Source organism: Nocardia sp. NPDC050406 (assembly GCF_044459025.1).
Lineage (GTDB): Bacteria > Actinomycetota > Actinomycetes > Mycobacteriales > Mycobacteriaceae > Nocardia.
On record NZ_JBITIM010000002.1, the window covers coordinates 172,987 to 194,011 of the forward strand.

The 21,025-nt window shown below is 66.7% G+C and carries 21 protein-coding genes and 4 tRNA genes; 16 read left to right on the forward strand and 9 right to left on the reverse strand.

Annotated features, from left to right (window positions below; genetic code table 11):
- Nucleotides 1-44: 44 nt before the first annotated feature.
- Nucleotides 45-278 carry a hypothetical protein gene (locus ACIBH2_RS14375; RefSeq protein ID WP_397117397.1) on the reverse strand — a complete coding sequence of 78 codons (234 nt, stop codon included), beginning with the start codon at nucleotides 276-278 and terminating at the stop codon, nucleotides 45-47.
- Between the two features lie 145 nt (nucleotides 279-423).
- Here ACIBH2_RS14375 and ACIBH2_RS14380 point away from each other — a divergent pair, with 145 nt between their 5' ends.
- On the forward strand, nucleotides 424-1,002 hold the full coding sequence (locus ACIBH2_RS14380; protein WP_397117399.1) for a TIGR03086 family metal-binding protein: 579 nt from the start codon (nucleotides 424-426) through the stop codon (nucleotides 1,000-1,002).
- On the opposite strand, the gene ACIBH2_RS14385 is transcribed toward ACIBH2_RS14380, so the two are convergent.
- Nucleotides 999-1,619 (reverse strand): TetR/AcrR family transcriptional regulator, encoded by a 621-nt coding sequence (locus ACIBH2_RS14385; protein WP_397117401.1) that lies wholly within the window; start codon nucleotides 1,617-1,619, stop codon nucleotides 999-1,001. The two genes, ACIBH2_RS14380 and ACIBH2_RS14385, sit on opposite strands and share 4 nt — an antisense overlap.
- A gap of 83 nt (nucleotides 1,620-1,702) precedes the next feature.
- On the opposite strand from ACIBH2_RS14385, the gene ACIBH2_RS14390 reads away from it, so the two are divergent.
- A complete protein-coding gene (locus tag ACIBH2_RS14390; RefSeq protein ID WP_397117403.1) occupies nucleotides 1,703-2,737 on the forward strand; it encodes an aldo/keto reductase in 1,035 nt (344 codons plus the stop codon).
- A gap of 45 nt (nucleotides 2,738-2,782) precedes the next feature.
- Here the strand turns inward: ACIBH2_RS14390 and ACIBH2_RS14395 are convergent, their stop codons facing one another.
- From ACIBH2_RS14395 to ACIBH2_RS14410, 4 genes are all read right to left on the reverse strand, one after another.
- Nucleotides 2,783-3,811 carry an alpha/beta hydrolase gene (locus ACIBH2_RS14395; protein WP_397117405.1) on the reverse strand — a complete coding sequence of 343 codons (1,029 nt, stop codon included), beginning with the start codon at nucleotides 3,809-3,811 and terminating at the stop codon, nucleotides 2,783-2,785.
- A gap of 30 nt (nucleotides 3,812-3,841) precedes the next feature.
- Nucleotides 3,842-8,083 carry a molybdopterin-dependent oxidoreductase gene (locus ACIBH2_RS14400; protein ID WP_397117407.1) on the reverse strand — a complete coding sequence of 1,414 codons (4,242 nt, stop codon included), beginning with the start codon at nucleotides 8,081-8,083 and terminating at the stop codon, nucleotides 3,842-3,844.
- Nucleotides 8,084-8,236: 153 nt separating this feature from the next.
- The gene (locus tag ACIBH2_RS14405) at nucleotides 8,237-8,950 is read right to left on the reverse strand and encodes a demethylmenaquinone methyltransferase (RefSeq protein WP_397117409.1); all 714 of its coding nucleotides are present in this window, start codon (nucleotides 8,948-8,950) and stop codon (nucleotides 8,237-8,239) included.
- Between the two features lie 9 nt (nucleotides 8,951-8,959).
- Complete coding sequence (locus tag ACIBH2_RS14410; RefSeq protein WP_397120745.1) at nucleotides 8,960-9,385, reverse strand: DUF3592 domain-containing protein; 426 nt, start codon at nucleotides 9,383-9,385, stop codon at nucleotides 8,960-8,962.
- Nucleotides 9,386-9,530: 145 nt separating this feature from the next.
- Between ACIBH2_RS14410 and ACIBH2_RS14415 the strand changes: the two genes are divergently transcribed.
- Nucleotides 9,531-10,034, forward strand: coding sequence for a DUF2505 domain-containing protein (locus tag ACIBH2_RS14415; protein ID WP_397117411.1), 504 nt, complete (start codon nucleotides 9,531-9,533; stop codon nucleotides 10,032-10,034).
- A 184-nt stretch (nucleotides 10,035-10,218) separates the two neighbouring features.
- Here ACIBH2_RS14415 and htpX read toward each other — a convergent pair whose 3' ends face one another.
- A complete protein-coding gene (htpX, locus tag ACIBH2_RS14420; protein WP_397117413.1) occupies nucleotides 10,219-11,097 on the reverse strand; it encodes a zinc metalloprotease HtpX in 879 nt (292 codons plus the stop codon).
- Between the two features lie 105 nt (nucleotides 11,098-11,202).
- Nucleotides 11,203-12,225, reverse strand: coding sequence for a polyprenyl synthetase family protein (locus tag ACIBH2_RS14425; RefSeq protein ID WP_397117414.1), 1,023 nt, complete (start codon nucleotides 12,223-12,225; stop codon nucleotides 11,203-11,205).
- A gap of 316 nt (nucleotides 12,226-12,541) precedes the next feature.
- On the opposite strand from ACIBH2_RS14425, the gene ACIBH2_RS14430 reads away from it, so the two are divergent.
- A complete protein-coding gene (locus tag ACIBH2_RS14430; RefSeq protein WP_397117415.1) occupies nucleotides 12,542-13,816 on the forward strand; it encodes a geranylgeranyl reductase family protein in 1,275 nt (424 codons plus the stop codon).
- A gap of 49 nt (nucleotides 13,817-13,865) precedes the next feature.
- On the opposite strand, the gene ACIBH2_RS14435 is transcribed toward ACIBH2_RS14430, so the two are convergent.
- A complete protein-coding gene (locus tag ACIBH2_RS14435; protein WP_397117416.1) occupies nucleotides 13,866-14,357 on the reverse strand; it encodes a YajQ family cyclic di-GMP-binding protein in 492 nt (163 codons plus the stop codon).
- A 140-nt stretch (nucleotides 14,358-14,497) separates the two neighbouring features.
- Here ACIBH2_RS14435 and ACIBH2_RS14440 point away from each other — a divergent pair.
- The 12 genes from ACIBH2_RS14440 to rplL all read left to right on the forward strand — a co-directional run bounded on the left by ACIBH2_RS14440 (nucleotide 14,498) and on the right by rplL (nucleotide 20,914).
- Nucleotides 14,498-14,580 (forward strand) — tRNA-Tyr (locus ACIBH2_RS14440).
- Nucleotides 14,581-14,863: 283 nt separating this feature from the next.
- Nucleotides 14,864-14,936 (forward strand) — tRNA-Thr (locus tag ACIBH2_RS14445).
- A 74-nt stretch (nucleotides 14,937-15,010) separates the two neighbouring features.
- Nucleotides 15,011-15,083: transfer RNA gene (locus tag ACIBH2_RS14450), tRNA-Met, on the forward strand.
- Between the two features lie 47 nt (nucleotides 15,084-15,130).
- Nucleotides 15,131-15,301 carry a 50S ribosomal protein L33 gene (rpmG, locus tag ACIBH2_RS14455; protein ID WP_029925945.1) on the forward strand — a complete coding sequence of 57 codons (171 nt, stop codon included), beginning with the start codon at nucleotides 15,131-15,133 and terminating at the stop codon, nucleotides 15,299-15,301.
- Nucleotides 15,302-15,502: 201 nt separating this feature from the next.
- Nucleotides 15,503-16,561, forward strand: a complete 1,059-nt coding sequence (locus ACIBH2_RS14460; protein ID WP_397120747.1) for a fused (3R)-hydroxyacyl-ACP dehydratase subunits HadA/HadB — start codon at nucleotides 15,503-15,505, stop codon at nucleotides 16,559-16,561.
- A gap of 210 nt (nucleotides 16,562-16,771) precedes the next feature.
- Nucleotides 16,772-16,844: transfer RNA gene (locus ACIBH2_RS14465), tRNA-Trp, on the forward strand.
- Between the two features lie 31 nt (nucleotides 16,845-16,875).
- Nucleotides 16,876-17,256 (forward strand): preprotein translocase subunit SecE, encoded by a 381-nt coding sequence (secE, locus tag ACIBH2_RS14470; RefSeq protein ID WP_397117418.1) that lies wholly within the window; start codon nucleotides 16,876-16,878, stop codon nucleotides 17,254-17,256.
- 45 nt (nucleotides 17,257-17,301) lie between these two features.
- Nucleotides 17,302-18,096 (forward strand): transcription termination/antitermination protein NusG, encoded by a 795-nt coding sequence (nusG, locus tag ACIBH2_RS14475; protein ID WP_397117420.1) that lies wholly within the window; start codon nucleotides 17,302-17,304, stop codon nucleotides 18,094-18,096.
- A 155-nt stretch (nucleotides 18,097-18,251) separates the two neighbouring features.
- Entirely contained in the window at nucleotides 18,252-18,686 is a 435-nt protein-coding gene (gene rplK, locus ACIBH2_RS14480) for a 50S ribosomal protein L11 (RefSeq protein WP_379205188.1), read from the forward strand.
- Between the two features lie 70 nt (nucleotides 18,687-18,756).
- A complete protein-coding gene (gene rplA / locus ACIBH2_RS14485; protein WP_397117423.1) occupies nucleotides 18,757-19,473 on the forward strand; it encodes a 50S ribosomal protein L1 in 717 nt (238 codons plus the stop codon).
- A 444-nt stretch (nucleotides 19,474-19,917) separates the two neighbouring features.
- Nucleotides 19,918-20,466, forward strand: coding sequence for a 50S ribosomal protein L10 (rplJ, locus tag ACIBH2_RS14490; protein WP_397117425.1), 549 nt, complete (start codon nucleotides 19,918-19,920; stop codon nucleotides 20,464-20,466).
- Between the two features lie 64 nt (nucleotides 20,467-20,530).
- Nucleotides 20,531-20,914: a 50S ribosomal protein L7/L12 gene (rplL, locus tag ACIBH2_RS14495; protein WP_397117427.1), complete on the forward strand. Its 384-nt coding sequence runs from the start codon at nucleotides 20,531-20,533 to the stop codon at nucleotides 20,912-20,914.
- The last annotated feature ends 111 nt before the right edge of the window (nucleotides 20,915-21,025 follow it).

A 21,025-nucleotide genomic window follows, 5' to 3' on the forward strand; every position in this document is an offset into this window, starting at 1 on the left:
CATCATGCGAATACCCGCTCGAACGTGTCCTACGCGGGCCGCTCTCATTCGCCGGGGAGCAGCGCGTTCTCGGCGGGATGCTCCACCAACGCCACCACCCGGGCCGACATGAACCGCGCGGTCCGTACCGCCGTGCCCGTTCGGGTCACCTCGCTGACCTCCGCGACACCGCGGGCGATGCGCACCTCGACGCGTCGCCCGGCGCGGGTCGCGCTGACTTCGTAGTTCCGGTAGCCGTCGCCGGTATCGACGACGATCTCCACTCGATCACCCTTCATCTTCCAATTCTCCTCTCCACCAGCGCATTCGGCCATATGTTCGAGTCGCGATCCGGTATCGGTCCGGCCGATGAATTTCGCGGGTTGGGGTAGTCCTCAAGGGCAAGGGCCACCGCCAGGGCGGCCGCTTCACTCGGGAGGACCCATGAACACTCCGGCATTCGATCTGGAATCGGCCGCGACCGGCGTGGAGGCGGTGATCACCGGAATCGCCGAGGAGCAGTTGGACGATCCGACCCCCTGCGACGCGACCACCGTTCGAGATCTGCTTGCCCATATGGCGGGGCTCACCGAGGCGTTCCGGCAAGCGGCCACCAAAGAGGCTGTGGGCCAATCCATCTCACCGACCGACGACGAACCCGAACTGCCCGCGGATTGGCGCGACCGCATTCCCACCCAACTCAAGACCCTGGTCGCCGCCTGGCGCGCCCCCGAGGCCTGGTCCGGCGAGACCGAAGCGGGCGGGGTCACCCTGCCCGCCGCCGAGATGGCCACGGTGGCCCTCAACGAACTGGTCATCCACGGGTGGGATCTGGCGCGCGCCACCCATCAGCCCTACAACCCCGACGCCGCCGACCTCGACGTTCTGCTCGACATGCTCCGCACCACCCGGCCCGAAGGCACTCCCGGCCTCTTCGGCCCGGTGGTTCCGGTGCCCGACAATTCCTCCACTTTCGACCGTGTTCTCGCCCTCACCGGCCGTGACCCGAACTGGAGCCGCTAGGACTTCTTCGAGGTGAACAGGCCCGCTCGGGCGGCGAGCGCGGCGGCCTCGGCGGCGGCGGTGGCCACCTCGTCGTCCAGGGGGTCGCCGCTGGCGAGGAGCCGGTAGTAGAGCGGGGCCGAGACGGCGGAAAGCACTGCGCGGCCGTCGGTTTCGGGTGGGAGCTCACCGCGCGAGATCGCGGCCGTGACGCAGGGCAGCCATGCGGTCAGGCGGGTGTCGTAGAAGCGGCGCAGGGCCTCGGTGGTGGCCTCGTCGCAGGTCGCCGCGGCGATGACCGCCTTGAACAGCGGCGCTTGCCGGGGGTCGGTGAGGGTCTTGGCGACCAGGCGGGCATTGGCCAGCAGGTCGCCGTCGAGGCTGCCGGTATTCGCGTGCGGGAGCGAGGTTTCGGCCATATCGACGAGTAGGTCGGCAATGAGCCCGGTGGGGGTGCGCCAGCGGCGGTAGACCGTGGTCTTGCCGACATCGGCGCGGGCGGCCACCTCGGCGAGGTCGAGGCTGGCGAACCCGCGTTCGGCGAGGAGGTCACCGGCGGCGCGCAGGACGGCTTCGCGAACGCGGGCGGTGCGACCGCCGGGGCGCAGTGAGCCGGGCTGCGGTGTGTCGAGGGTCATAACGGGTCTCCAGTTCCATTTGCGACGAGTCGAGTGTAGCGTCGGTCTTGTTAATGGAACAGCATTCCCGTTAGGAGAAGGCAATGGAGTACCGTCGGCTAGGCGCATCGGGGTTGTTGGTTCCGGCATTGAGCTTCGGTGCGGGGACCTTCGGCGGACGCGGCGCACTGTTCTCCGCCTGGGGCGACACCGATGCCAAGCAGGCGCGGACCATGGTGGACATCAGCCTGGAGGCCGGTGTCACCATGTTCGACACCGCCGATGTCTATTCGGACGGTGCGTCGGAAGAGGTGCTGGGCGAGGCGATTCGGGGGCGGCGCGACCAGGTGCTGTTGTCCACCAAGGCCGCCCTGCCCACCGGCCCCGGTCCGTACGACGCCGGATCCGGACGGTCGCGGCTCATCGGCGCGGTCGAGGGTTCGCTGCGGCGGCTGGGCGTCGATCACATCGACCTGTTCCAGCTGCATGCCTTCGATGCCGCGACGCCGGTGGAGGAGACCCTGGGCGCGCTGCACGATCTGGTGCGGGCGGGCAAGATCCGCTATGTCGGGGCGTCGAACTTCGCGGGCTGGCAGCTCATGAAATCCCTTGCGGCGGCGGACGAGCACGGGTTCCCGCGGTATGTGGCACACCAGGTGTACTACTCGCTGGTCGGTCGTGACTACGAGTACGAGCTCATGCCGCTGGGTCAGGACCAGGGCGTCGGCGCGGTGGTGTGGAGCCCGCTGGGCTGGGGTCGGCTCACCGGCAAAATCCGTCGTGGACAACCGCTTCCGGAGGGCAGCCGTCTGCACCAGACCGCCGAGGCCGGACCGCCGGTGGACGACGAGGTGCTCTACGACGTGGTCGACGTGCTCGAGGAGATCGCCGCCGAGACCGGCCGCACCGTGCCGCAGATCGCGCTGAACTGGCTGCTGACCCGGCCCACCGTGGCCACGGTCATCGTCGGCGCGCGCAACGAGGAGCAGCTGCGCCAGAATCTCGGCGCGATCGGCTGGCGGCTCGAGGCCGAGCAGATAGCCCGCCTCGACAAGGCCAGCGCGACCACCCCGCCGTACCCCTACTACCCGTACTACCGGCTGGCGGATTTCGCCCGGCTCAATCCGCCGCTGGTCTGAGGTGAACCGGCGCTCGTCCGCGGTGGCGAGCGCCGAAAGTTCCTGTCAGGGCGTCGAATACAGTCCTTGCGCCAGAATCGGCCAGGCCGTGCGCAGATCGTCCTGCCAATATCCCCAGGAGTGCGTGCCGCTGTCGCGGTAGACGAATGTCGCGGGAATGCCCAGTTGATTCAGTCGGTGCTGCAAATTCCGGTTGAACAGATGGACATTGGCCTCGATGAACGCCGTGGTGGCGACGACCTCGGGCGTCTCGGCGGGTGATTCGGTGCGGAAGCGGCTACCGGGCAGATCGTAAATGCCCGGAATGCCATTACCGGTCGAGACGAACAAGTGTGTGCCTCGCAGCTTTTCGGCATGCACGGTCGGATCGTTGGCCACCCACAGCGGATTGTCCGGTGCGCCCCACATGTTCTCCACATCGCCGCCGCCGGTCTCCTCGACGATCTGGCGGACGGCCTCCCGGGCCAGTGGATCGCTGGTCTGGGTGATGCCGCTGAACACGGCCGCGCTGCGGAACATGCCCTGATTCGCGATGACGAGGTTCAACACCGCCACGCCCGCCATGGACAGTCCCGCAATGGCATTCACGCCATTGGCGCCCAGTGCGGCATCGACGAGCGGCGGCAGTTCGCTACTCAGGTAGGTATGCCATTTGTTCACGCCGAGCTTCGGGTCGGGCTCGAGCCAATCGGTGTAGAACGCGAAGCCATTGGCCATGATCTGCACGACATTGATGTTCTTCTCGCCCAGGAATTCCAAGGCGTCGGTGCGCAATTGCCAGGTGGCCTCGTCGATTCCGCCGCCAGCGCCATTGAGCAGGTACAGCGTCGGCCGGGGAACGGAGGTGTCGGCCGGACGGAGGACATCCACCGGGATCGTCATGTTCATGGCGGCGGAGTGCACCTGTAGCCGGATATTGCGGCTGTCGCGCACCTCGATGCGCTCGATGTAGGAGCCGTCCGGGGAGCGCAGCGCGGGCAGGGTGACGCCGGGGGCGGGTTCCCGCGCGGCCACCGGGCCACCGGCTCCCAATCCCGCGGCGGTCACCAAGGCCGCCAAGGTCATTCGTGCCATGGTCCGACGGCGCAAGGTCCCGCCTTTCTGTCAGTACACGTCGCGCACGTACCGTTTCTCGGCGATCAGCTGCTTCTTGAAAGCCAGCGCCTCATCTTCATCGAGTTTGCCGTGAATCCCCGCGATCTTGAGCAGCGTGTCGTCGACATCCTTGGCCATGCGCGCGGCATCGCCGCACACGTAGAAGTAGCCGCCGTCGCGCAGCCACGCCCACAGCTCCGCACCGTGCTCGATCATGCGGTGCTGCACGTAGATTCGCTCGCGCTGATCCCGGGAGAAGGCCAGGTCCAGGCGGGTCAGGAAACCCGAGCGGAACATGTCCTCGAGTTCGGCGCGGTAGTAGAAATTGTCCTTGGCGTGCTGATCGCCGAAGAACAGCCAGTTGCGGCCCCGCGCGCCCAGGGCCCGCCGCTCCTGGAGGAAGCCGCGGAACGGCGCGATACCGGTGCCCGGACCGACCATGATCATGGGCGCGTTGGGATCCAGCGGCGGCCGGAAATGCGGTGCGCGCTGCAGGAAGATCGGCACCGGGGCATCCGCGCGATCGGCCAGAAACGTCGAGGACACGCCGCCGCGCCGCGCGGCCGAGCCGATGGCCGTGGGATCGCCGTAGCGCACCACACCCACCGTGAGCTGTACCTCGTGCGGGCTGACCAGCGGGCTGGAGGAGATCGAATACTGGCGCGGCTGCAGCTTCTTCAGCGTCGCGAGCCACTCCACCAGATCGGCGCGCACCGGGAAATCGCGCAGCACATCCACCACCTGCCGATCCCACAGGTAGCTGTCGAGTTCGTTGCGGTTGTCGCGGCGCAGCAGTTTCGCCAGGCGCGGACTCGGATTGTGGTCGGCCACGAAGGTGAGCAGGTCCTGGGTGACCTTGGTGATGTCGTAGTGGGTGCGCAGCGCCTCGCCGAGGAACAGTTCGCGGTCGTCGATCTCGACAATGCGCCGCCCGTCCAGGCCGGTGGCATCGAGCCATTCGGCGACCAGCTTGTCGCAGTTGGCGGGTCGGACGCCGAGCGAATCGCCGACCTCGTAGCGCGCGTCCAGGCCACGCAGGTCGAAGCCGAACTGTCGCACCTCCTTGAGCGAACGCGGATGCGACAGCAGCTCATTGCGCACCAGGGGTGCGGCGACCGGCGCGTTGCGGGTGAACGGGGCGGGCGCGGCGCGGTGCGGGCGACTCTGCTTCGGGAGGACGACGGTGGCCGACCGTCCGCGCGGCTGGGGCAGCTCCGTGCGGCCACGCCCGGCTCCGGGCGGTGGCACCGGGCCGAGGGGCGCGTCCGGCAACGCGGAACCATCGACGGCCGCAACGGTATTCGGGTTATCGCCCGGCGCTTCGGACAGGTGCGCGAGCACCTCCTCGAGCCACCGCTGTGCCAGGTCCTCGTAATCGGGTTCGCTGTCCACGCGTGCCAGCAGCCGGGTCGCGCCGCGCTTGGCGAGCAGTTCGTCGAGTTTGCGGCCGTGCCCGCAGAAATCGTCGTAGGAGGAATCGCCCAGCGCGAAGACCGCGTAGCGGACGCCGTGGAAGCGGGTCACGCTGTCGGACAGGCGTTCCCAGAAGTCCACGCCATTGTCCGGCGGGCCGCCGTCGCCGAAGGTGCTGCTGATGATCAGCACATCGCCGGAGAGGTCGCCGAGGTCCGCCGAGTCCATATCGAGCAGGCGGGGGGTGAAACCCGAGTCGGTGAGGCGGGTGGCGACGCTCGCCGCGAACTCCTCCGCCGTACCGGTCTGCGAGGCCCACAGCACCGTGACGGTGCGTGACGCCGTCTCGGCGGGCGCGCTGGTATCGCCGGAATTCGCGGGTATCGGGGTTGTCCGCGAATACATTCCGGCCAGCAGGCCGTCGATCCAGACTCGCGCGCCGGGGGACATCGGCGCGGATTCCGGGAGTACCGGCTGCCCGGTCACCGGAAGTGATTGCAGCGCGGCCAGATACCCGCCGAGGTAGATGCGTTCGGTTTCGCTGAGGGTGGGCGCGGTGGCATTGTCCAGGCCCAGCATGGCGGCGAGGGGATGTGGTCCCGGAGCAGGCGCGGTCGCCGCCGGTTCGGGAGTCGCCGGGCGCTCCCGGGTTTCGGTGAATGTCGCGACCTTGCGCAGGCGCACCGCGCACGCCTTGAACTCCGGTTGCAGCGAGGCCGGATCCACCGCGTCGCTGGTGACGGCGTTGATCGTCAGGTATTCGCCCTGCTCGTCGTTCCAGTGGAAGGGTGCGAAGCAGCTGCCCGGGCGGGTGCGGTCGCTGATCCGGGCGGGCAGGACGGCACGGCCACGGCGTGAGGCGATTTCGAGCTGATCCCCATCGCGCGCCCCCAGCCGCTCGGCGTCCTCCGGATGCACTTCCACGAACGGCTTGCCATTGAGCTTGGTGAGCTTGGCGATCTTTCCGGTCTTGGTCATGGTGTGCCACTGGTGTTGCAGCCGACCGGTATTGAGGACGAACGGGTAATCGTCGTCCGGCATCTCCTCGGGCGGCAGGTGTGGGCGCGGCCAGAACACGGCGTGGCGGCTGGGGGTGGCGAAGGCCAGCCGTGGTGTGCGGCCGTCGGCGTCGGTGAAAAGGTCTTGGCTGACACCGTCGTTCAGGTAGCGCACCGGATTGCGCCGCTGGGCGGGGTCGGGGCACGGCCACTGTATGGGGCCTTCACGCAGTGTCTCGTAGCTGATACCGCGCAGGTCGTATCCGGTGGCGGGGTTGGAGAACCGCCGGATCTCCTCGAAAACCTCCGCGCTGGAGGTGAAGTCGAAGCCGTCGAAGCCCATGGCGGTGGCCACCTGGGCGATGAGCAACCAATCCGGCCGCGCCTCGCCCACCGGGTCGACGGAGCGTCGCAGCAGCGTCATGGTGCGCTCCGAATTCACCTGCACCGCATCGGCTTCCGCCCAGAGCGTGGCGGGGAGCAGTACGTCGGCGTAAGCGTTCGTCGCGGTCTCGGTGTACACGTCCTGTGCGATCACCAGGTCCGCGGCCTCCAGACCGGCGATGACGGTCTTGCGATTCGCCATGGAGGCAACCGGATTGGAGCAGATGACCCAGCACGCCTTGATGCGGCCGTCGGCCAGGCCACGGAACATCTCGATGGTGCCCGGGCCGCCGGTATCGCGAATGGTGCCCGGTGCCAGGCCCCAGGCGGTCTCCACGAAGCTGCGGTCGGTAGCCGACAGCACACTGCGCTGGCCCGGCAAACCCGGTCCCATATAGCCCATCTCGCGCCCGCCCATGGCATTCGGCTGACCCGTCAGCGAGAACGGGCCGCTGCCCCGGCGCGATATGGCCCCGGTCGCCAAGTGCAGATTGCACACCGCATTGGTGTTCCAGGTGCCGTGCGTGGACTGGTTCAAACCCATGGTCCACAACGACATCCACTCGCCCGCCGCGCCGATCCACTGGGCGGCGGTGCGTAGATCCGTCTCGTCGAGACCGGTGAGCTCGGCGACGCGGGCGGGTGGATAGTCGGCCAGGAACTCCGGCATCGCCTCCCAGCCCTCGGTGTGCTCGGCGATGAAATCGGTGTCTATATCGCCGTTTTCGACCAGCAGGTGCAGCAGACCGTTCAGCAGTGCGAGATCGGTGCCGGGCTTGATCTGGAGGAACAGGTCCGCGCGTGCGGCCGTATCGGTGCGGCGCGGGTCCACCACGATGAGTTTCGCGCCCGCCTTCAGGCGGTCGGCCATGCGCAGGTACAGAATCGGGTGGCAGTCGGCCATATTCGCGCCGATGACGAAGAACAGGTCGGCGTGGTCGATATCGTCGTAGGAGCCGGGCGGGCCGTCCGCGCCGAGGGACTGCTTGTAACCCGTTGCGGCGCTTGCCATACACAGCCGCGAATTGGCCTCGATATGGACGGTGCGCAGATAGCCCTTGGCGAGTTTCGTCGCCAGATACTGCGCTTCCATCGACATCTGCCCCGACACGTACAGGGCGATGGCGTCCGGGCCGTGCGTGTCGAGGATTACCCGCAGGCGCGCGGCGGCCTCCTGAACGGCCGCGTCGACCGGCACCGCCACCGGAGCCTGCCCACGCTCGGGCCGCCGGTACGCGATGTCCATCCGGCCCGGGGTGCGCATGAGCTCGAGATGGGTGGCTCCCTTCGTGCACAGCCGACCCTCGTTCACGGGGTGCAGCTTGTCGCCGCTCACCTTGGCGATCACCGTCGCGCCGCGCTCGTCGGTCGCGGTGTCGACGGTGATGCCACAGCCCACCCCGCAGTACGAGCACGCCGTGCGGGTGCTCGTGGGGGGCGTGGCTGCATCCGACATAGGACCGATCATTCCGATCCCCGATTGCGGGGGATTTACCGGACGTTATCGGCAGATGACAAATTTCCTCACCGCGCGGATTCCCGGCGGTGAGGGTCGTGACCAGGGGTGATGTATGTCATAAACCCGTGGTCGGAGCGAGCCGGATCGCGATCAGCCCAGTTTGAAACCGCGGTGCAGCGCCACCGCGCCGCCCGAGAGATTGCGCCACTTCACCCGCGACCAACCCGCGTCGGCAATGCGCAGGGCCAGCTGCGATTGGGTCGGCCAGGCCCGAATCGATTCCGCCAGATACACATACGCGTCCGGATTACTGGAGACCGCGCGCGCCACCTTGGGCAGCGCCTTCATCAGGTACTCCATGTACAGGGTCCGGAACGGCCCGAAGGTCGGGGTGGAGAACTCCGCCACCACCAGGCGACCGCCCGGCTTGGTGACGCGCAGCATCTCGCGCAGCGCCAGATCCGGATCGGCCACATTGCGCAGGCCGTAGGCGATGGTCACCGCGTCGAAGGAGTCGTCGGCGAAGGGCAGCGCCATGGCGTCGGCGGCCACCATCGGGACCTCGCGGTGGCGTCCGGCCGCCAGCATGCCCTGGGAGAAGTCCGCGGCCACCACCCACGCGCCCGACTTGGCCAGGTCGACCGTGGACACGCCGGTTCCGGCGGCCAGGTCGAGCACCCGCTCACCGGGGCGCAGGGCCAGCGCCTGGCGGGTCGCCCAGCGCCAATACCGGTCCTGCCCACCGGAAATCACCGTATTGGTCAGGTCGTACCGCTTCGCGACCCCGTCGAACATCGACGCGACCTCGTGCGGCTGCTTCTCCAACGAGGCCCGAAACGATTCCCGCCGCTCTGTTTTCGCCACAACCGAACCCTAGCGTCCCAGACGCGCGAGCAGCCACAGCGCGGGTAGTGCCAAACCCCACGCCACCACGATCACCGACAGCGCCGGGATGATGGCCACCCGGGCGTCGCGGCCCGCCACCCGCACCAGATCCGGGTCGTCGCGGCGGTACTCGACGTTGATGCGTTCGCCGACAGTCAGTTTCGTGGGATAGAGCACACCGACCTTGGGGTTGTGCGTCTGGCCGTCCGGGGTCACGAAGATGACCGCCGAGCGCAGCCGTCCCGCCGAGAGCACCTCGCCGGTGGCGACGCCCTTGTCGGAGCTGATCAGGTGGTCGTCGCGCCAGGCCGCCAGCACCAGGAGCACGGCGAGGGCGCTGATGGCGGTGGCGGCGATCAGAATGCCGATTCGGATCCGCCGCAAGCGATTCGCCCGCCGCTGCGCTGGATCGATCTGCCGCTGCGCTTGGTTGATGGGCCGCTGCGCTGGGTCGATTGGCCGCTGCGCTGGGGTGGCCTGCTGCGGCACCGCGGTAGCAGACTGGCTGGTTTCCGACACTTCACCAGCTTATTCAATGGCTGGACTACCGTGTGCGCCCATGTCCCGAAAAATCAGCTTCACCGTGCAGTACAACGTTCCGGTCGAAGATCTTCACCGGGCACTCACCAACGACGAGGTCTGGCAGGCGCGCTTCGCCGAAGCCGCCACCGCCACCCTCGACCTCTCGCACCCGGATGGCCCCGGCACCATCCGCATCCATATGACCGAAAAGGCCCCCGAGGACAAGATCCCCAGCCTCGTCACCAAGGTCCTCAAGAGCGACCTCGTCCTCGAGCGCACCGACAACTGGGGCCCCCTCGAAGCCGAAACCGCCAAGGGCGACTTCAAGGGCGCCTCCAAGGGCATCACCACCGAAATGGAAGGCACCTACACCCTCCGCCCCACCGCAGCAGGCTCCGAAATCGAGGTAGTTGGCACCGTAGCCGTCAAGGTAGCCATAGTCGGCGGAGCCATCGAACCCCTCGTCGAAAACCTCCTCCACAAGGTCCTCGACAGCGAACGCAAGCACATCGAATCCTGGTACGCCACCCAGAAGGCATAACCCGACTCTTGGGATTCTCGTGCCCGCCTGCCTGCGGCAGGCGGGCACGACCGTGCAGGGGGAGTGGCTGATGCCGCGCGGGGCGAGTAGCGCACGGTGAAGGCGCTCGAGCTGGGCGTTGGCGCGGCGAAGTCGCCCAGGGGTTTCAGGGGCGGAGCCCCTGAGAGTCTGCCCGAGAGTTGGGTTAGTAGTTGCGGGGGCCGCCTGCCATTTCCTCGAGGCGGGCTATGCGGTCGGCCATTGGGGGGTGGGTGGAGAAGAGGCGGGACATTTTCTCGCCTGCGCGGAAGGGGTTGGCGATCATCATGTGGGATTCGGCGGCTATGCGGGGTTCGGGGGCCAAGGGGGCGGCTTGGACGCCGCGTTCGATTTTGCGCAGGGCCGAAGCGAGGGCCAAGGGGTCGCCGGTGAGTTCCGCGCCGTCCTGGTCGGCCTGGTATTCGCGGGAGCGGGAGACGGCCAGTTTGATGACGGTGGCGGCGATCGGGCCGAGCAGGGACACCAGCAGGATGCCGAGGAAATTCGAGCCGCCGTTGCCGCGGCCGCCGAAGGCGCTGGCGAAGAAGGCCAGGTTGGCCAGGCCGGAGATCACCGAGGCGAGCGCGCCCGCCACCGAGGAGATGAGGATGTCGCGGTTGTAGACGTGCGAGAGTTCGTGGCCGAGCACCGCGCGTAGCTCACGCTCGTCCAGAATCTGCAGGATGCCGGTGGTACAGCAGACCGCGGCGTGGCGGGGACTGCGACCCGTGGCGAAGGCATTGGGGGCATTGGTGGGGCTGATGTAGAGCCTCGGCATGGGTTGACGGGCGGTGGTGGCCAGCTCCCGCACGATGCGGTACATGACCGGCGCTTCGAGCTCGGACACCGGCTGCGCGTGCATCGACTTCAAAGCCAGCTTGTCGCTGTTGAAGTACGCCCAGGCGTTCATGCCCACGGCCAGCACGATCGAGCCGATCAGAATCGTCGGGCTGCGGAACATCGCCCCGGCGAAGACGATCAACGCCGACATGCCCACCAAGAGCCCGAAGGTCTTCAACCCGTTTGCGTAACCATGCCCGTGCATCGGTCTCCTTCTGCCACGCCCCCTCCTGATGTGCGCTACACCAGGTCAACGATAAGCAGGCGGGAACGGGTTCCCCGGTTACGACCCGGCCGGGCTTCGAGCAGGTCAGCCGACGCGCTCGATGGTGTACCGGGTCAGCCGCTCCAACGCCTCGTTCGCCGGGCCCGACGGCAGCGCCGCCAACTCCGCGTGCGCGATATCGGCGTAGCCCTGCAACTTCTCCTTGGCCAGCACCATGCCGCGCGAGCGCGACAGCAGCTCCAGCGCCTCGGCGACCTCGTCGTCGGTCTCGAGCGGCTTGGCCAGCAGCTTGCGCAGCCGATCGCCCTCCGCGCCCTCCTCACGCAGCGCGTACAGCACCGGCAGGGTGTGCACGCCCTCGCGCAGATCGGTGCCCGGCGTCTTCCCGGACTGCTCGGAGACCGAGGAGATGTCGATGATGTCGTCGGAGATCTGGAAGGCCGTGCCCACCGCGTCGCCCAGGCGCGCCAGCCGCTCCACATGCTCGATATCCGCACCGGAGAAGGTGCCGCCGAATCGGCCCGCGGCCGCGATCAGCGAACCGGTCTTCTCCCACACCACCCGCAGGTAGTGCTCCACCGGATCCTGAGACTCCTTGGCGCCCAAGGTTTCCCGCATCTGCCCGGTGACCAGCTCGGCGAAGGTCTCGGCGATGATGCGCACCGCGTCCGGACCCAGGGTCGACACCAGCCGCGAGGCGTGCGCGAACAGGTAGTCGCCGGAGAGGATCGCGATGCTGTTGCTCCAGCGCGAATTCACACTCGGCGCACCGCGGCGCAGCGGAGCCTCGTCCATGACGTCGTCGTGGTAGAGCGTGGCCAGGTGCACCAGTTCGACCACCGTGCCCGCGGTGATCAGATCCGGGCTGTCGGGCTTGGGCCCCAGCTGTCCGGTCAGGATGGTGAACAGCGGCCGGAACCGCTTCCCGCCCGCCTTCGCCAGATGCAGCGCCGCCTCCTGGAGGAACTCCTCCCCGTCCGACAGCTCCTTGATCAGCAGGTCCTCGACCTCGACCAGGCCGTTTCGCACAGTCGCCGCGAGCTCCGGATCGCCAAGATCCACCCCCGCCACCACGGTGCTCTCATCGCTCACAGCCGATGCGCTCATTTCATCTCCCAGTGCCGCGTTCGACCCCACGCCAAAGAACCTAGCCTGTCCCGACTTTTCCTCCCATGGACACCGCCGTAGTGCGACGCAATAGACAGTGTTGGATTTGCCCTCCGCTTCGCTCCGGGCGAGGTTCGCGGCGCTGGAGGTCTCGGTTCTTCCCTCCCTCCGCTCCTCCGCTTCGCTCCCCCGCTCCACTCAGTCCAGAACCGAGACGCGCCGCGAACCATGCGAGTTGTTGTGGCGTGGAGTGCCTTTCCTCGGTGTGAGGTGGTGCGCGTCGACACCGATCACGGGTGCTGCAAGTATTGGGCGCATGGGTTCACCGGATACGACGCCCGTGCAGGGGCAGACGTCGGACGTATTGCCCGCGCACGCGGATGTTCTGGTGGTGGGGGCCGGACCGGCCGGATCGGCGGCGGCCGCGTGGGCGGCGCGGGCCGGGCGCGATGTGCTGCTCACCGATTCGGCGGTGTTCCCCCGAGACAAGACCTGCGGTGACGGGCTGACGCCGCGCGCGACCGCCGAACTCGAACATCTCGGGCTGGGGGAGTGGCTGCGCGCGCACACCGTCAATCGCGGGCTGCGGATGGCCGGTTTCGGGCGCGAGGCGCTGCTGCCCTGGCCGGGCGGGTCGTTCCCCGCCTACGGAAGTGCCGTTCCGCGAACCGAACTCGACGACAAACTACGCGAGACCGCCGTGAAATCGGGCGCGCGCATGGTGGACGGGGCGCGCGTGGTGGAGGTCGCCCGCGACGGCGACCGGGTCACCGGGGTGACCGTCAAAACCGATCGCGGCCTGCACGCCATCAGCTGTAAGACGCTGATCGTGGCCGACGGGGTGCGCTCGCCGGTGGGCAAACTGCTCGGGCGCACCTGGCATCGGCAGTACGCCTACGGTGTCGCGGCGCGGGCCTACATCAAGTCGGCGCGCAGCGACGATCCGTGGATCACCTCGCATCTGGAATTGCGCGATGCCGAGGGCACCCTGCTGCCCGGTTACGGCTGGGTGTTCCCGCTGGGCAACGGTGAGGTCAATATCGGTGTCGGCTCGCTCGCCACGGAGCGGCGGCCCTCCAATATCTCGCTGAAACCGCTTCTGCAGCATTATGTTTCGCAACGCCGCGACGAATGGGGTTTCGAGGGCGAGGCGCGCGCGGTGGCCTCGGCGCTACTGCCGATGGGCGGCGCGGTCTCGCATGTGGCGGGCCGCAACTGGGCGCTCGTCGGCGATGCCGCGGGCTGCGTGAACCCGCTCAACGGCGAGGGCATCGACTACGGCCTCGAGGGTGGGCACATGCTCTCCGAGATCCTCGACGAACCCGATCTGTCCACGCTCTGGCCCGATATGCTGCGCGCCCGCTACGGCCGCACCTTCTCGGTGGCGCGCCGCCTGGCGGGCATCGCCACCCACCCGCGCAGCGTCCCCCTGGGCGGCCCGCCGGTCATGCGCTCGAAACTGTTGCAGCGCACCGCCGTTCGCGTCATGGGCAATCTCGTCACCGACGAGGACCTCGACCTCACCGCCAAACTCTGGCGCGGCGCGGGCCGAGCCTCCCTGCGCTTCGACGAGTTGCGGCCGTTCTCCTGAACGAGACGACGAAGGGTGCCTCCCGTGGGAGGCACCCTTCGAATCGTCGCTAGCGGTAGTTCACGAACTGCAAGGCGCAGTCGAAATCGCTGTTCTTCAGCAGCGAGATGACGGCCTGGAGGTCGTCGCGGCTCTTGGAGCTGACGCGCAGCTCCTCGCCCTGGATCTGGGCCTTGACGCCCTTGGGGCCCTCGTCGCGAATCTTCTTGGAGATCTTCTTGGCGTTCTCCTGCGAGATCCCCTGCACGATCGTGCCTGTGATCTTGTACACCTTGCCGGAGGCCTGCGGGTCGCCCGCGTCGAACGACTTCAGCGAGATGTCGCGGCGAATGAGCTTCTCCTTGAACACCTCCAGCGCCGCCTTCACGCGCTCCTCGGCCTCGGCCTGGAGCACGATCTTCTCCTCGCCCGACCACTCGATGCTCGCGCCGGTGCCGCGGAAGTCGTAGCGGGTGCTCAGCTCCTTGGCCGCCTGGTTGAGGGCATTGTCCACCTCCTGACGGTCGACCTTGCTGACGACATCGAACGACGAATCGGCCACGCTTGTTGCTCCTGTCCGAGATCGGAAGTTTCCGGGTGTTCACCGCCGAAGGTAGTCCGTCCGGCACCGCGTTTTCCAGCCGGTTTGCATTCCGGCCGGGGGTTCGATGTATTCTCGTCACCGCGCTGATGCGCAACCCAGGCAGATTGCCCGAGCGGCCAATGGGAGCAGACTGTAAATCTGTCGGCGAGAGCCTACGTAGGTTCGAATCCTACATCTGCCACACCGAAACCCCCTGGAACCAACCGGTTCCGGGGGGTTTCGTGTATCCGCGCCAGGCCCCGGCGCGGCGCGGGCCGAGGTGAGGGGCAGCAGGGCTGCCGTGCGAGTCGTCCCGGGTCTCGTCTCGACCGGAGCCGAGGCCGTTGAGTTGACACCCGTTGAGTTGAGTCAATTCATTGCGTAAAACCGCCTCTGACCACCCGGTTTGGAGATGGGTCGAGATGTTGTGTAACCTCGTTCAAGTCTTCAGCGCCCCGCCCGCATGGTCGGAGCCAAGCAGACATGCCCCCTTAGCTCAGTCGGCAGAGCGTTTCCATGGTAAGGAAAAGGTCAACGGTTCGATTCCGTTAGGGGGCTCGCCGGATTGCCGGTGGTGACCGACTCGGCATCCCAGGATTGACCGGGCCGTAAACCGCTGCAACCCCGCACATGGCGGTGTAGCTCAGTCGGTAGAGCAAACGACTCATAATCGTTGTGTCGCCGGTTCAAGTCCGGCCATCGCTACCCCATACTGATTGACCCCAGTCGGTTGACCGGAAAGAAGGCAAATCGTGGCCGCGAAGTCCACTGATATCCGGCCAAAGATCACCTTGGCCTGCGAGCAGTGCAAGCACCGTAACTACATCACCAAGAAGAACCGGCGTAACGACCCGGATCGGCTGGAACTGAAGAAGTTCTGCCCGAACTGCGGTACTCACCGGGCGCATCGCGAATCCCGCTAACTTACCCCCGCGCGCTCTACCGCGTGGAAGAAGTGCCGGATCGGAAAGCTGCTTCGTCTCTCCAAACAGAGGGACAGTGGCCCCGGTCCGGCACTTGGTGTATATAGCGGTGGTTCAGCGCTCCGCCGATCCCTCGGGATCAGATAGGGACTTCCTGCCGTGACTCTCCACACCGAGGCCGACACAGAACTCGAGGCCGAAATGGTCGAAACGGGCGAGGCTTTCGATCCCGCCGCACATGCCGCCGCGATGGTCGGACACCACTACCGGGTGGACGATTACTACGAGGTCGGCCGCGAGAAGGTGCGTGAATACGCCCGCGCCGTGCAGGACTACCACCCGGTGCACTGGGACGAGGACGTCGCCCGCGAGTACGGCTACGACGGTCTGGTGGCGCCGCTGTCGTTCATCTCCCTGGTCGGAATTCTGGCCCAGCGCACCCTCTTCGAGCAGGTCGTCACGGGTTACGACCTGAGCCAGATCATGCAGACCGATCAGATTCTGGAATTCCACCGCCCGATCAAGGCCGGTGACCAGCTCTCCTGCATCGTCTACCTGCACTCGTTCCGCCAGGCCTTCGGCGGCGACATCATCGTCACCAAGAACGACGTGGTCGCGCAGAACGACGAGTTGGTGCTCACCACCTACACCACCCTCATCGGCCGCAGCGGCGGTGATATCGATCCCAATCTCTCCAGCGCCGTGGGCAATGTCCTCATGCACGGCCTCGGCCCGGACGAGCGGCCCGCGCACCGCGCCCGCATCGACGTGCCCGAGGTGCCGAAGACGCCGCGCCCGGTTCCGGCCGACCGCACCGAGCAGGCCGTCCGGACCAAGCACGGCCTGCGCTTCGAGGACATCGCCGTCGGCGACATCCTGCCCGAGCGCATCGTCCGCCTCACCCGCGGCGATCTGGTGAACTACGCGGGCGTCTCCGGCGATGCCAACCCGATTCACTGGAGCGATGACGTCTGCAAGCTCGTCGGCCTGGAAAACGTTGTCGCACACGGCATGTTGACCATGGGCCTGGGCGGCGGCTTCGTCACCTCGTGGCTGGGCGATCCGGGTGCGGTCAAGGAGTACAACGTCCGCTTCACCAGCCCGGTCTACGTGCCCGTCGACCGCGCCGCCGAGATCGAGTACACCGGCAAGGTGAAATCCGTCGATCCGGAGACCCGCACCGCCGTGGTCGCCATTGTGGCGAAGTCCGAGGGGCGCAAGATCTTCGGCCGCGCCACCGCCACCGTGCAGTTGGCCTGACGAACACAGTGCGGGTCGCCTGAGAAAACTCGACGCGCTGCGGCTGGTTTACCCCGATTGGCGATTCTCGAGCGCCGTAACGTAGACTCGGGAATCTGGGGTCACCAGCCGATGCGCGCTGCTCCGAGGAGCGGCGCGATTGTGTGTGAGAACCAGGTACAAATGAATTGGAACGGTGGCTGGACAACCGATTTCTGATCGTCCAGCCGAAGGGGCGTAGCTCAATTGGCAGAGCAGCGGTCTCCAAAACCGCAGGTTGCAGGTTCAAGTCCTGTCGCCCCTGCCCTGAATGCCAGCGACGAGAGAGGATCGACGTGAGCGACGAGCGGGAATCTCGCCACGACGACGGCGAAGACACCGGTGCGGTGGCTCGTCCGAGCGGCAAGCGATCCGCGCGGCGGTCTCGCTCCGCGTCGCAGGCGGAGACGACGGGTTCGGTCGCGACCATCGACCGGCCCTCGTCGAAGAAGGAAAGCAAGGCCGACAAAGGCCGCGGCGGTACGGGAAATCCGTTCAAGCGCCTGGTGAAGTTCTTCAAAGAGGTCATCTCGGAACTTCGCAAGGTCATCTGGCCCAACCGCAAACAGATGGTCACCTATACGAGCGTTGTCCTGGTGTTCGTGGTCGTCATGGTCGCGTTCATCAGCGGAATCGATCTGGCGTTCATCAAGGGTGTCAACTGGCTGTTCGGCTAGCGGTACGCAATCGATGTACGTGACGACATAGGAAGCGAGTGCCCAGTGAGCACCCCGGAGAACGGCACAACCGACGAATTCCAGGTCGACGACGCGGTGGAGGCCACCGATCTCGTCGAGGAATCCGTGGTCGACGAGCCGACCGCGGAAGCTGAGCCCATCGACGCCGAAGCACCCATCGACACGGCCGCACCCGTCGACGCCGAACCCGCCGATCCCGTCGCGGAGATGAAGGCAGCGCTGCGGCGCGCCCCCGGCGACTGGTACGTGATCCACTCCTACGCCGGGTACGAGAACAAGGTGAAGGCCAATCTCGAGACCCGCGTGCAGAACCTCGGTCTCGAGGACTACATCTTCCAGGTCGAGGTGCCGACCGAAGAGGTCACCGAGATCAAGAACGGCCAGAAGAAGAACGTCAACCGCAAGGTGCTGCCGGGCTACATCCTGGTCCGCATGGAACTGAACGACGAGTCCTGGGGCGCGGTGCGCAACACCCCCGGCGTCACCGGTTTCGTCGGCGCGACCTCCCGGCCCTCGCCGCTGACCATCAACGACGTGGTGAAGTTCCTGGTTCCGGCCGCGCAGCAGAAGAAGCCCGCCGCCGCTGCCGCCGCCACCTCGGGCGCCACCGCCACCGGCGAGTCGGTCGCCGCCAAGCCGACCATCGAGGTCGACTTCGAGGTCGGCGAGTCGGTCACCGTCATGGACGGCCCGTTCGCCACCCTCCCGGCCAGCATCTCCGAGGTCAATGCCGAGCAGCAGAAGCTCAAGGTGCTGGTCTCGATCTTCGGCCGCGAGACTCCGGTGGAGCTGGGCTTCACCCAGGTCGCCAAGATTTAGTCGCGCAGGGGCGGTGGCCCGGCCATTGGGCCGGTGTCACCGCCTTTTTCGCGTCCGCGTAGACTTGCCGGGTTGCGCGTGCGCCTTTGGCAGGCACGCGCACGTCCCGGATAAGGCTTACGGGAATCCGTAAGAAACCTAACCAAGGAAGAAAGATGCCCCCGAAGAAGAAGAAGGTCTCTGGGCTTATCAAGCTCCAGATCCAGGCTGGCCAGGCCAACCCCGCGCCGCCCGTCGGTCCGGCGCTGGGCCAGCACGGCGTGAACATCATGGAGTTCTGCAAGGCGTACAACGCGGCGACCGAGTCGCAGCGTGGCAACGTCATTCCGGTCGAGATCACGGTCTACGAAGACCGCTCGTTCGACTTCAAGCTGAAGACGCCGCCCGCCGCGCGTCTGCTGCTGAAGGCCGCCGGTGTGCAGAAGGGTTCCGCCGAGCCGCACCGCAACAAGGTCGCGCAGGTCACCATGGATCAGATCCGTGAGATCGCCAAGACCAAGCAGGAAGACCTGAACGCCAACGACATCGACGCTGCGGCGAAGATCATCGCTGGCACCGCCCGCTCGATGGGTATCACCATCGCGGAGTAGGGCTTTCGAGCTTCCGTGGGAGGGACCGCCTGTCCCGCACCACTTCTGACTTAGACAAGGACAGACAATCATGGCAAAACGAAGCAAGGCTTATCTCGAGGCGGCCGCCAAGGTCGACCGCTCGCAGCTGTACTCCCCGCTGAGCGCCACGCGCCTGGCCAAGGAGACCGCGACCACCAAGACCGACGCGACCGTCGAGGTCGCCGTTCGGCTCGGCGTGGACCCGCGCAAGGCCGACCAGATGGTCCGCGGCACCGTCAACCTGCCGCACGGCACCGGTAAGACCGCCCGCGTCATCGTGTTCGCGGTCGGCGACAAGGCCGCCGAGGCCGAGGCCGCCGGTGCGGACGCCGTGGGCGCCGAGGACCTGATCGAGCGCATCCAGGGCGGCTGGCTGGACTTCGACGCCGCCATCGCCACCCCGGACCAGATGGCCAAGGTCGGTCGTATCGCTCGCGTGCTGGGCCCGCGTGGCCTGATGCCGAACCCGAAGACCGGCACCGTCACCCCCGATGTGACCAAGGCCGTCAACGACATCAAGGGCGGCAAGATCAACTTCCGCGTCGACAAGCAGGCCAACCTGCACTTCGTGATCGGCAAGGCTTCCTTCGACGAGAAGAAGCTGGTCGAGAACTACGGCGCTGCCCTCGAGGAGATCCTCCGCGTGAAGCCCTCCACCGCGAAGGGCCGCTACGTCAAGAAGGTGACGATCTCGACGAACACCGGACCGGGCATCCCGGTGGACCCGAACCGCACCCGCAACCTCACCGAGGAAGACGCCAACTGAGTCTCCCTCGCTGAGCTCGCGTAGCGACGCAAAGCCCGAAGGGCCGGTACGGATTCCGTACCGGCCCTTCGCTTTTCGTCGACCCTGGCGCTGGCCGGAGCGGGCCATTTCAGAGTCTTGCCGAACGGGTGCCGCCCCCGTTTTGGTGTATGGATACGTGCCCGCTATAGTGGACAACGGTCATCGACTCGTTCGGTGATCACCCCACATCGTTCTACCGAAGACCGTTGGTTGCTGCCCTCGGGCAGTCGAAGGTCCAGCGTTATCGCTGGCGGCCCACGCAGGGAGAGCCGAGGTTGGGAAACCCTTGCGGGCTCACGCTCGCGCTGAGTTTCTTGTACGCCCCGGGACCACTCTGCGTCCGCGGGGCGTTTGCTTTATCGCTGGCCCCTGGCGGAAATCGGTGGATCACACGGAACCGATCATCCAGAGAGGAGGCGAAGTATGGCAAAACCCGAGAAGGTCACCGCAGTTGCGGAGATCGCGGAGCAGTTCAAGGAGTCCACGGCCACCGTTGTCACGGAGTACCGTGGCCTGTCGGTCGGCAAGATCACCGAGCTGCGTCGCGCGCTGGGTGCGGACGCCACCTACTCCGTCGCCAAGAACACCCTGGTCAAGCTGGCGGCCGCTGAGGCGGGCGTGGCTGGCCTGGATGACTTGTTCGTCGGTCCGACCGCGATCACCTTCATCAAGGGTGAGCCGGTCGAGGCCGCGAAGGCGCTCAAGGCCTTCGCCAAGGACAACAAGGCGCTGATCATCAAGGGCGGCTACATGGACGGCGTCGCGCTGTCCGTCGCCGAAGTCGAGCGCATCGCCGACCTCGAGACCCGCGAGGTCCTGCTGGCCAAGCTGGCCGGTGCGATGAAGGGCAACCTCTACAAGGCCGCCGGGCTGTTCGCCGCCCCGGCCACCAAGGCCGCCCGCCTGCTCGTCGCCCTCGAGGAGAAGAAGCGCGCCGAAGGTGGCGCCGCCGAAGCTCCGGCTGCCGAATAAGTCACCCCCACAAAGCATTTCATCGACGCTCGCGCGGAGATGACCCCACCCGAAAGGAAACACAATGGCCAACGTTGAGCAGCTGCTCGAGGAAATCGGCAACATGACCCTGCTGGAGCTCTCGGAGTTCCTGAAGGCGTTCGAGGACAAGTTCGAGGTCACCGCCGCCGCGCCGGTCGCCGTCGCCGCTGCCGCTGGCCCGGCCGCCGCCGGTGCCGACGCCGCCGAGGAGCAGGACGAGTTCGACGTCATCCTGGAGTCGGCTGGCGACAAGAAGATCCAGGTCATCAAGGTCGTGCGCGAGATCGTCTCCGGCCTGGGCCTGAAGGAAGCCAAGGACCTGGTCGAGGGCGCCCCGAAGCCGATCCTGGAGAAGGTCGCCAAGGACGCGGCCGACGCCGCCAAGGCCAAGCTGGAAGAGGCTGGCGCGAAGATCTCCGTCAAGTAAGGGTCATCCCTTGCTCAGCAGAGTCTGAAGCTACGAAAAGAGCGGTTCCCATGTGGGACCGCTCTTTTCGTGTATTCGACGGTTGTGATTGCGTTGTGATCGTCGGACGTG